The organism is Lentzea sp., assembly GCF_036380075.1.
Taxonomy (GTDB): domain Bacteria; phylum Actinomycetota; class Actinomycetes; order Mycobacteriales; family Pseudonocardiaceae; genus Lentzea.
The window spans coordinates 1-9,778 of the sequence record NZ_DASVFL010000370.1 but is presented as its reverse complement, the minus strand read 5'-3'; the positions used below and the strand labels follow the sequence as shown (position 1 = coordinate 9,778).

Below are 9,778 nucleotides of genomic sequence, written 5' to 3'. Positions count from 1 at the left end.
GCCCCGGAAAGCAGGTGCATGACATCGACACGCTCGTGCGTGACCGTGGGTCGCGGTGCGCAGAGGCTGGTGAGCGCCGGACGGCACAGCCGGTCCCACGTCCACTCGGTGCCCTGCGCGGCGAACTGCGCGCCGAGCAGGCCGACCAGCGCGTCGGCGTCCAGGCGCAGTGCCGCGTCGACGATCGCGCGCGGGCCGGCGGGAGCACCGGGCACCGGGCGGAAGGCCTGCACCGCGGCCGAAGCCGGGCTGAGACCGTCCGCGATGAGCTGCTTCATCCTCGTCAGCGAGTCGAGCTCGGCGGCGGTGTAGCGGCGGTGCCGGCCGGGATCCACCCCGGCCGTCCCCAGCCGGTAGCGACGGTGCCAGCACCGCAGCGTGGACGGAGCGATGCCGAGCAGCCGGGCCGCTGCGGCCGGGGTCCAGATCGCGTCGGACGATGCGTCCGGACGGATCGGCGTGCGCACGCGGTCCATCGCGCCATTGTGGCCCTCCCCCGCGTTCACCGCGCCGCGACGGCCGCACGACCGGCTCAGGGCCTGTCGAACTCGGGGATCAGCTCGCCGATCAGCCTGATGCTCGTCGTCACCTCGTCCGCCCCGATCGGCCCGATCTGCTGCAGGCACATCAGCCGGTCGATCCCCAGGTCGGCGTAGACCCGCAGCTTCTCCCGGCACGTGTCCGGGCTGCCGACGATCAGCGACTGCTGCGCCGAGAGCACCTCGAACAGCTCGTCCTCCGGCACGTCCTCGCCCTGGATGATCCGGCCGATCACCAGCTGTGCGCCGGTGGGCGCGGCATCGGCCTCCGCGCGCAGGAACTCGCCGGTGAGGCCGGCGCCGCCGGCCGCGAGGATGTCCTGGTGGCGTTGCATGGTCGCGGCGAACTCGGCCGCGGCGTCGAAGAAGCGCAGCGCCGTCACCGTGTACCAGGCCGCCGCGGCCGCCGCCCCGTTGCGCATGGCCTGCTCGTCGGTCTCGGCGCAGTGCACGAAGGTGAAGCAGGCGACCTGGTTGTTGACGAACTCCCCCACCGGAGAGGTGCACTCGGACGCGGCGGCGCGGTAGAGGTCGATCATGCGGGAGATCCGGTCGAGGGACTCCCAGATCGTCGTGCCGAGCACGCCGACGCCGCGGCGGCCCGCCTCCTCGAACGACGTCGGGGAGGCGGCGGCCTGCCACAGCGGCGGGTGCGGGGTCTGCAGGGGCTTGGGGATGATCGAGGTCTCCGGAACGTCGTAGTGCTCGCCCCGGTGGGAGAAGCGGTCCGCGGTCCACATCCTCGGCACCATCTCGAACGCCTCGGCGGTCTGGGCGCGCGCGTCGGCCGGCTCGACACCGAAGAGGTTCCACTCGGGGATGGTGGAGCGGGTGAGACCGAGCTCGACGCGGCCTCCGCTCAGGTGGTCGAGGGTGGCGGCGCGTTCGGCGACGCGGATGGGGTGGTTGAAGCGGCCGGGCGCGAGGACCGCGGCGTGGCCGAGGCGGATGCGGGAGGTCTGCTGGGACAGCGCGGCGAGCACCAGTTCCGGGGCGGAGGAGAGGCTGAACTCGCCCGCGCCGTGGTGCTCGACCTGCCACCAGCAGCCGTAGCCGAGCTCGTCGGCGAGCCGGGCCTGCTCGATGGCCTGGCGGAAGCGGAACTGCTCGGACTCAGGGCCGGGGTTCTGGATCTCGTTGAACAGATCGATCTTCATCGGCACACCCTCTGCTCGCACGGACACCAAGGCTGAAGTCTCCGAGAGCGACCGGGGCGTTACGCACGCGACACGGCAGGAGGAGGCGCGCACCGGATGCCGGCGGCGCTCGACGACGGACGCGGTCACCCGGACCAGCCCGCCCGCTCAGCCGATGACGGCCAGCTCGAACTCGGCTCTGTCCGACCCCACACCGTTGACCTGCAAGGAGATCCCGTGCGTTCCGGGGTGGTAGCGGCGGGTCGTGATCAGCCGGAACGAGTGCTCCCGCGCGATCTCGATCCGCTCCCCCGGTGCCAGGGTGCGGGTGGTGAGCTTGAAGGTCTTGCCGGTCTGGCCTCCGTCGGCCTTGCGGTGGTGCACGACGTAGTCGATCGCGAGACGCGCCTCGGTGTCACCGGTGTTGCGGACCGAGGCGGTGAAGCGGAGGCTGCCGCCGACCGGGACGACGTCCTGGTCCAGGTGGGGGCCGTCGACCTCCACCTCGGCGGGCGCGAAGCCGAGCAGCCCCAGCGCTTCGGGATCGCCGCGCTTGACGAGGGTGCGCAACCCGTGGCGCACCAGGCGTTCCGTGTTCGCGTCGGGAGCGGCCAGCCAGCGGCGCGCGGTGACGGCGACGATGCGCGGGTGGTCGCGGCTGAGGTCGTTGAGGTGGTTGGCGACCGACCGGCGCACGTAGTCGCTCTCGTCCCGGTAGAGCGCGTCGAGGACGGGCACCGTCACCCCGGGACGCGCCAGGACCTCCGGCACCCTGACCGCCCACGGCAGGTACGGGCGGGTGCCCTCGGAGGCGAGCCTGCGCACGTGCTCGTCGGCGGAGCCGGTCCAGCCGCCGACGATCTCCAGAGCCCGGCCGAGGTCGTGCCGCAGCAGGGTCCTGATCGCGAACTCCGCGGTGAGGCGCCCGGTGAGGTCCGCGAGCAGCGCCATCGCGTCGTCGAACGAGGCGGTGCTCCCCTCCCGCACCGCTCGCGTGGCCAGAGCGCCGGTGACCGGCCAGATCAGCCACCCGGTGAAGCGGGGGGTGTGGTCGCGCGCGGCCCGCACCGTCGCGGCCAGCGCGGCGTAGTCACCGGGAACGTCGGCGAGCAGCGCGTCCCGCAGGAGGTCGGCACGTTCCCTGAGCGACAACGGGCCGAGCGATCCGACCGCCGCCCGCAGTGACGCGAGGTCCGCACCCGGCGCCGCCGCCCGGACGGCGTCCACGAGGGCCTGCGCGGTGTCGCGGCCGATGAGCTCGTCGGCGAAGGGCATGCGGGTCTCTTCCGTCCACGGGGTGCTGCGTCGCCGGGAAGTCTCCCAGGACGCCGCGGGCAGCCGGATCAGAGGCCGGGTCGCGACCAGGCGATCTCCTCCTCGCGGAAGCGTCCGTCCCCTCCGCGACGGTCCGGAAGCCGCTGTGATCGTCGCGGCCAATGGCGGTGTGGCCGAGTTCCGGCAGCAGTGCCCGAACGGCGGCGGTGCCCGGCGGGGCACCGCGCTAAGGTCGCCCCAACGCGCGGCTCGGCCGAGCGGATCACGCCAAGCCGCCCTGGTCCCCGGTGGCACCACTTCACCAGTCCGGTCTGGAGTGCTGCCCACCATGCTCGACATCACCCGCCTTCGCACGGCCTCGCCCGAAGGCACCGACACCGGCCCCACCCACCGCCAGACGATCATCCGGCACGTCTGCATCGCCTGCGGGGTGCGGACGAACGCGGTCGGCGCGGCGCTGTACCTCCGGGAGGGCGCGGGCCGCTGCCGCCCCTTCACGAGCTCCGGGTTCTGCGGCGAGGAGATCGCGGAACTGCAGACCGTGCTCGGCGAGGGGCCCGCTTTCGAAGCGGCCAGGCAGAACTGGCCGGTGCTCGTGCCGAACCTCGTGGACCACAGGACCTCGGTGCGCTGGCCGCTCTTCGCCGGCGCGGCGGTCGCGGCCGGGGTCGAGGCGATCTTCGCGTTCCCCTTCTCCCTCGGCGAGGACGCCCTCGGTGTCCTGGAGGTCCACCGCGACCACGGCGATCCGCTGACACCCGACGAGATCGTCGGAGCGGTGCAGCTGGCCGACGTGGCCCTGGCCCTGTTGCTGGACGCCGAGCGGTAGCCGTGCCGGGACAGCCGCCCCGCGCCCAGAGGTGACAGGATGCGCTGATGGACGCGCGGCGCAGGAACAACGTGAACGTCATCGGCCGCGAGGACGCTCCGGTGGTGCTGCTCGCCCACGGGTTCGGCTGTGACCAGAACCTGTGGAGGCTGGTGGTGCCGGACCTGGCGCGGCGGTTCCGGCTCGTGCTGTTCGACCACGTCGGCTCGGGTGGTTCCGACCTGGCCGCGTGGTCTCCCGAGCGCTACTCGACGCTCGACGGCTATGCCGGCGACGTGCTGGAGATCTGCGCGGAACTGGACCTGCGCGACGTCGTGCTGGTCGGGCACTCGGTCAGCGCGATGATCGCCGTGCTCGCCGCCAACCGCGAGCCGGAGCGGTTCGCGAAGCTCGTGCTGCTGACCCCGTCGCCCCGCTACCTCGACGACGGCGGGTACCGGGGCGGGTTCACCCGTGCCGACATCGACGAGCTGCTCGGCTCGCTCGAGTCGAACTACCTCGGCTGGTCCGCGGCGATGGCGCCGGTCATCGCCGGCAACCCGGACCGGCCCGAGGTCGCCGGTGAGCTGGAGGCCGCGTTCTGCCGCACCGACCCGGCGATCGCGCGGGTGTTCGCGCGCACCACCTTCCTGTCCGACAACCGCGCGGACCTCGCGGACGTCACCGTGCGGACCGCCGTGCTGCAGTGCTTCTCGGACGCGATCGCGCCGCGCGAGGTCGGCCAGTTCGTGCACGACCGGATCGAGGGCAGCGTGCTGGTGACGCTCGATGCGATCGGCCACTGCCCGCAGCTGAGCGCTCCAGAGCAGACGGCGGCCGCGATCGCTGAGTTCGCGGGCGCCCGGTGATCCGCCCGGCGGGAAGCGGCGAGGAGGCCGGAGTGGAGACCACGTTCTCGGCGTTGCTGGAGGACAGTGCGGAAGACCTGTACGAGAACGCACCGTGCGGCTACCTGTCCACGCTGATGGACGGCACGATCGCCAAGATCAACGCCACGCTCCTGGGATGGCTGGGACACGAACGCGCGGAACTCCTCGGGCGTCGGCGGTTCGCCGATCTGCTCCCCGTCGGCGACCGGATCTACCACGAGACGCACTTCGCGCCGATGCTGCGCATGCACGGCGAGATCGGCGGTATCGCGCTGGAACTGGTGCGCGCGGACGGAACGCGAATGGCCGTGCTGGTCAGTTCGACGGTCAAGACGAGCGCGAACGGCACGGCTCAGCTGATCCGCACCACCATCTTCGACGCCGGTGACCGGCGCGCCTACGAACACGAACTGCTGCGCGCACGCCAGGAGGCGGAACAGGAACGCGACCGTGTACAGCTGCTGGCCTCCACCTTGCAGCGCACGCTGTTGCCGCCGTCGTTGCCGGACGTGCCCGGCATGGACGTCGCGGCCTACTACCACCCCGCCTCCGCGGACGAGGTGGGCGGCGACTTCTACGACCTCTTCCCCCTCACCGGCGACACGTGGGCGTTCTTCCTCGGCGACGTGTCCGGCAAGGGCGCGGAGGCCGCCGTGGTCACGTCGCTTACCCGCTACACGCTGCGCGCCGCCGCCGTGCAGGAGCCCGGTCCCGCCACCGTGCTGAAGCGCCTCAACACGGCGCTGCTCAAGGACCAGCACGGCGCGACGCCGCGGTTCTGCACCGCCATCCACGGCCTGCTCGAACCGGCGGAGGACGGCGCCAAAGTCACCCTCGCGAGCGGCGGGCACCCACCGGCGCTGGTGATCCGCCACAACGGTGCGGCCGAACTCCTCGACACCAGGGGCGGTCAGCTGATCGGCGCGCTGCCGGACGCCCGCTTCGTCGAGGTCGAGCTGCGCCTGCGGCCCGGTGACACACTCCTGCTCTACTCCGACGGACTCACCGAGGCCCGCACACACGGCCGCGTCCGCTACGACGAGGAGGACCTGCGCGACTGGGCCAACACCCTCGACGTCGGCAGCGCGACCGAGACCGTGGCCGCGGTGTCCCTGTTGCTCGACAGCTTCGGCGACGGTGTCGACGACGACACCGCGCTCCTTGCACTCAGCGTGCGCCTGCTTGGAGATGAGAGACCATGACCTCGTTCACCGTCACCACGCTCGACCTGGAAGCGGGTCCGGTGGTCGAGTTCGCCGGAGAGCTCGACTCCGCCTCGGCCCCGCGCGCACTCCAGGCCGTCGAGGCGATCTCGCCGCGGCCGGGCCAGCAGGTCGTGCTCGACCTGACCGGACTGCTCTTCTGCGACTCCAGCGGCATCTCCGCGCTGATCGCCGCACGCAACCTCGCGCACTCCGCGGAGGCCGGCCTGGCGCTCGCCGGCGTCCCACGCCACCTCGCCCGCACCCTCGTGCTCATCGGGCTGGACACCTTCTTCACCACCTACGCCACCGCCGCGCAGGCCCAGGCCGCCTGGCCGGAGTCGCCGGCCGGAGGGTGAGTGGTGTGCGGGTCGCGGCCGGGGGTACTCGACCGGACGACCCGACAGGAGTGAGCCCATGCGAGGCGACATCGAGACCTACTTCGAGGACGGCCGGTGGAAGAACCGGGTGGAGGGCAACGACCAGGCCTCCAGCACGCACCTCAACAAGGAGGAGGCGAGCGCCGACGGCCGTGAGATGGCGATCGCGCACGCGGTGGACCACATCACCCGGAACCGGGACGGCACGATCAGCGAGCACGACGTCTACCCGCGCGGCCGCGACCCACACACCGGTGGCGGGGTCACCCGCGCGCACCGCCGGTGAACCGGCGCGAACCGCACCGGTTCGCGTCCGCCACCGCGGGTTCCCCGGCGGGCGGCGCCGGGCAAGACTCAGCCGCCGCGTGCGCTGAAACCCGTTGCGAGCGGGGCGTACCGCGTGCCACAAAGGCACGCGGTACGCTGGATGTGTTGATCCTGATGCGGTCACGCAAGGCGTGGGCCTAGACCTCGCTACGTCCAGGAACGACTGGAACCAGTCGACGTGGTGGAGGAAACCGTGCCAGCCATGGACCAGTGGTCGCTGTTCGGCGGTGTGACCAGAGGTGCGCGAACCTGACAGCCGTCGCCCATCGGTGATCGAAGCGCGCGCCGCGGTGATTGCGGCGCTGAGTGACAGCAAGAGCGAGCTCGACGTCCTGGCTCGCGTGATCCGCGCGTGCGTGGGCCTGCTGCCGGTGGACGGCGCCTCGATCTCGGTGCTGAGCGGACCACGGGAGCGGGAGACGTTGTACGCCAGCGACGTGATCGCGATGAAGATCGAGAACGTCCAGTTCGACCTGGGCGAGGGTCCGTGCTTCGAGGCGTTCGCGACCCGCCGGCCCGTGCTGGTTCCCGATCTGCCGCAGGCGTCGGTCCTCGCGTGGCCCGTGTTCGCGGCGGCGATCGCCGCGCTGCCCGTCGGCGCGATCTTCGCGTTCCCGTTGCAGGCGGGCGCCATCGGCATCGGCGCGATCGACCTCTACCGCCGTCGCCCCGGCTGGTTGTCGGCAGACGAGCTCGCCGTCGCGCTGGAGGTGGTCGACGTGGTGACCGCAGTGCTGCTCGGCGTGCTCCTGGGCGAGTTCGACGGCGCCGACGGCCTGCGGGGTGTGCTTTCGCCCGGCCGCGAACAGGTGCACCAGGCGACCGGCATGGTGCTCGCCGCGCTCGGCATCTCCGCGGAGGAGGCGCTGTCCCGGTTGCGCGGCTACGCCTTCGCGATGGGCAGACCTCTCGACGAGGTCGCCAAGGACATCGTGAACCGCGAGCTGTCCCCGCTGGAACTTCGCGCATGACCGCCTGCGAGACCTCGACAGCGGCCCCGTGCTGGCAGCACTACCGTCGGACGAAGAAGACAGGAGCTGGTGATGAGCGGTAGCGCACCGTCCAGGACGGAACGGGAGTCGCGGTTGCTCCACGCGCTGGTCGAGCTGGCGGACACGCTGGTCGACGACTACGACGTGGTGGACGTGCTGCACCGGCTGGTCGAACACTGCGTCCAGTTGCTGGACGCGACGGTGGCCGGGTTGATGCTGTCCGACCAGCGCGGCGGCCTGCGGGTGGTGGCCTACTCGTCGGCCCAGACGCGCATGCTCGAACTGTTCCAGCTGCAGGCGAGCGAGGGCCCGTGCTTCGACTGCGTGCACAGCGGTGAGACGGTGCTCGTCGCGGACCTGTCGAAGGAGGTCCAGCGCTGGCCGCGGTTCGCGCCGCTCGCCCTCGCGGGGGGTTTCGCCTCGGTGCACGCCGTGCCGATGAGGCTGCGGCGCGAGACCATCGGCACGCTGAACTTGTTCCGCAAGGAGACCGGGTTGCTCAGCGACGAGGACCTGCTGGTCGTGCGCGCCCTCGCGGACACGGCGACGATCGGGATCCTGCAGGAACGCGCCATCCGGCGTGGCGAGGTGGTCACCGAGCAGCTGCAGACGGCGCTGAACAGCCGGGTCGTCATCGAACAGGCCAAGGGTGTGCTCGCGTTCGCCGGGAACCTCGACATGGAGCAGGCGTTCCACGCGCTGCGCGGCCATGCCCGCAACGGTGGTCGCCGGTTGGCCGATGTGGCCAGGGAGGTCGTTCTCGGCGAACTGCGCCCCGAGGTCGTCCTCCCACCACGTCCCACCGATCTGTGACCGGACCGGTCCCCGCGGCGTTGTCCGCCGGGACCGGGATCTCGGCTCGGCGAAACGGGTGCACGGCGTCTCCGGAGTGCCGGACGGCCGCCGTGTGGGTAGCCTGGACGAGCTGGCAGACGCAGCAACCGCCCGGACCCGCGGTCTCATCACCTCGTCGTGAGGAGAACACCGTGGGCGTCCGTGTCGAGCCGATCTCGTTCACGCGCAAGAACATCGCGCTCGTCTCCGTGACCTCCAGCCCGCTGACCGACCCCGGATCGTCCGGCACCGGCAGCCAGGGTCTCCACGTCGCAGGACTCGCGGCCGCGCTGGCCGCGCTCGGCCACCGGGTCGTCGTCTACACGCGGCGCGACCACCCCCACGGTCCTCAGCTCGTGCACAGCCCGCACGGCTACGAGGTCGTGCACGTACCGGCCGGGCCCCCGCTGAAGCTCGGCGCGGACGAAGTCCTGGCCTACGCGGGAGATCTCGTCGAGGTCCTCGAGCTGGCCTGGGAGGCGCGTCGCCCTGACGTCGTGCACGCCCACGGCTGGCTGTCCGGGATCGCCGCCGTTCTGAGCGCCAGGAACAGTCCCGTACCGGTCGTGCAGACCTACCACTCGCTGGGCGCGCCACGGCCTCCGGACCACCGTGCGGCCGAGGCGGACTCGACCAAACGCGTCGCGGTGGAACGGCTCATCGGTCACGAGGTCACCCTGGTCGTCGCGACCAGCTCCGCGGAAGCGCGCGCCGTCCTCGGCATGGGCGTGGACCGGTCGAAACTGGTGGTGGTGCCGAGGGGTGTCGATCTCGACCTCTTCACACCGGAACCGTCAGGCGTCGACCGGTACCGGCCGCGAAGGATCGTGTCGGTGGGGAGACTGCTGCCGCGCAAGGGGTTCGACGACCTGATCACCGCGCTGCCGTGGGTGCCCGGCACCGAGCTGGTGGTCGCCGGCGGCTCGCGGGACCTGACGAACGACCCGGAGGCGCGGCGCCTTCTCGCCTGCGCGCGGTCGCACGGCGTCGCGGACCGCGTGCACCTGGCCGGCCAGGTCGACCGCGCGGACATGCCGGCGCTGTTGCGCTCGGCGGACGTCGTGGCGTGCGTGCCTTGGTACGAACCGTTCGGCATCGTTCCGTTGGAAGCCATGGCCTGCGGTGTGCCGGTGGTGGCATCGTCGGTCGGTGGCCTGACCGACACGGTGGTCCACGGCGTGACGGGTGTGCTGACCCCGCCCCGGGGTCCGCGTGCCCTCGGACGGGCGCTGCGCAAGGTCCTCGCGGACCGGTCGCGCGGAATGGCCTACGGCATCGCGGGCCGCGACCGCGTCGAGGCGCGGTACACGTGGGACGAGGTGGCGACCCGCACGGAGCTCGTCTACCAGCGGGTGTGCGCGACCGACGGTCTGGCGGTGGCCCGGTGACGGTCGA

General features: G+C 71.9%; 11 protein-coding genes. 8 read left to right on the top strand and 3 right to left on the bottom strand.

Annotation, left to right across the window (positions count from 1 at the left end; translation table 11 throughout):
* The 3 genes from VF330_RS39120 to VF330_RS39110 form a co-directional block, all read right to left on the bottom strand.
* On the bottom strand, window positions 1-476 hold a 476-nt coding region (locus tag VF330_RS39120), incomplete at its 3' end, for a MerR family transcriptional regulator (RefSeq protein WP_330856795.1).
* Window positions 477-532: 56 nt separating this feature from the next.
* On the bottom strand, window positions 533-1,696 hold the full coding sequence (locus VF330_RS39115) for an LLM class flavin-dependent oxidoreductase (protein ID WP_330856794.1): 1,164 nt from the start codon (window positions 1,694-1,696) through the stop codon (window positions 533-535).
* A gap of 147 nt (window positions 1,697-1,843) precedes the next feature.
* Window positions 1,844-2,950 (bottom strand): DNA alkylation repair protein, encoded by a 1,107-nt coding sequence (locus VF330_RS39110; protein WP_330856793.1) that lies wholly within the window; start codon window positions 2,948-2,950, stop codon window positions 1,844-1,846.
* A gap of 328 nt (window positions 2,951-3,278) precedes the next feature.
* Between VF330_RS39110 and VF330_RS39105 the strand changes: the two genes are divergently transcribed.
* The 8 genes from VF330_RS39105 (at window position 3,279) to VF330_RS39070 (ending at window position 9,771) form a co-directional block, all read left to right on the top strand.
* Window positions 3,279-3,779, top strand: coding sequence for a GAF domain-containing protein (locus VF330_RS39105; protein ID WP_330856792.1), 501 nt, complete (start codon window positions 3,279-3,281; stop codon window positions 3,777-3,779).
* Window positions 3,780-3,826: 47 nt separating this feature from the next.
* The gene (locus VF330_RS39100) at window positions 3,827-4,627 is read left to right on the top strand and encodes an alpha/beta hydrolase (RefSeq protein ID WP_330856790.1); all 801 of its coding nucleotides are present in this window, start codon (window positions 3,827-3,829) and stop codon (window positions 4,625-4,627) included.
* A gap of 32 nt (window positions 4,628-4,659) precedes the next feature.
* Window positions 4,660-5,850 (top strand): PP2C family protein-serine/threonine phosphatase, encoded by a 1,191-nt coding sequence (locus tag VF330_RS39095; RefSeq protein ID WP_330856789.1) that lies wholly within the window; start codon window positions 4,660-4,662, stop codon window positions 5,848-5,850.
* Complete coding sequence (locus tag VF330_RS39090; RefSeq protein WP_090052805.1) at window positions 5,847-6,209, top strand: STAS domain-containing protein; 363 nt, start codon at window positions 5,847-5,849, stop codon at window positions 6,207-6,209. Before VF330_RS39095 ends, VF330_RS39090 begins: the two co-directional genes overlap by 4 nt.
* A 58-nt stretch (window positions 6,210-6,267) precedes the next feature.
* Window positions 6,268-6,516, top strand: coding sequence for a DUF2188 domain-containing protein (locus tag VF330_RS39085; RefSeq protein ID WP_330856788.1), 249 nt, complete (start codon window positions 6,268-6,270; stop codon window positions 6,514-6,516).
* Window positions 6,517-6,826: 310 nt separating this feature from the next.
* Entirely contained in the window at window positions 6,827-7,528 is a 702-nt protein-coding gene (locus VF330_RS39080) for a GAF and ANTAR domain-containing protein (RefSeq protein ID WP_330856787.1), read from the top strand.
* 72 nt (window positions 7,529-7,600) lie between these two features.
* Entirely contained in the window at window positions 7,601-8,362 is a 762-nt protein-coding gene (locus VF330_RS39075) for a GAF and ANTAR domain-containing protein (protein ID WP_330856786.1), read from the top strand.
* Window positions 8,363-8,535: 173 nt separating this feature from the next.
* Window positions 8,536-9,771 carry a glycosyltransferase gene (locus VF330_RS39070; protein WP_330856785.1) on the top strand — a complete coding sequence of 412 codons (1,236 nt, stop codon included), beginning with the start codon at window positions 8,536-8,538 and terminating at the stop codon, window positions 9,769-9,771.
* Window positions 9,772-9,778 lie beyond the last annotated feature (7 nt).

Coding starts and splice junctions, on each gene's coding strand:
- VF330_RS39115 (WP_330856794.1), bottom strand. CDS start 1,696: ATGAAGATCGATCTGTTCAACGAGATCCAGAACCCCGGCCCTGAGTCC.
- VF330_RS39110 (WP_330856793.1), bottom strand. CDS start 2,950: ATGCCCTTCGCCGACGAGCTCATCGGCCGCGACACCGCGCAGGCCCTC.
- VF330_RS39105 (WP_330856792.1), top strand. CDS start 3,279: ATGCTCGACATCACCCGCCTTCGCACGGCCTCGCCCGAAGGCACCGAC.
- VF330_RS39100 (WP_330856790.1), top strand. CDS start 3,827: ATGGACGCGCGGCGCAGGAACAACGTGAACGTCATCGGCCGCGAGGAC.
- VF330_RS39090 (WP_090052805.1), top strand. CDS start 5,847: ATGACCTCGTTCACCGTCACCACGCTCGACCTGGAAGCGGGTCCGGTG.
- VF330_RS39085 (WP_330856788.1), top strand. CDS start 6,268: ATGCGAGGCGACATCGAGACCTACTTCGAGGACGGCCGGTGGAAGAAC.
- VF330_RS39075 (WP_330856786.1), top strand. CDS start 7,601: ATGAGCGGTAGCGCACCGTCCAGGACGGAACGGGAGTCGCGGTTGCTC.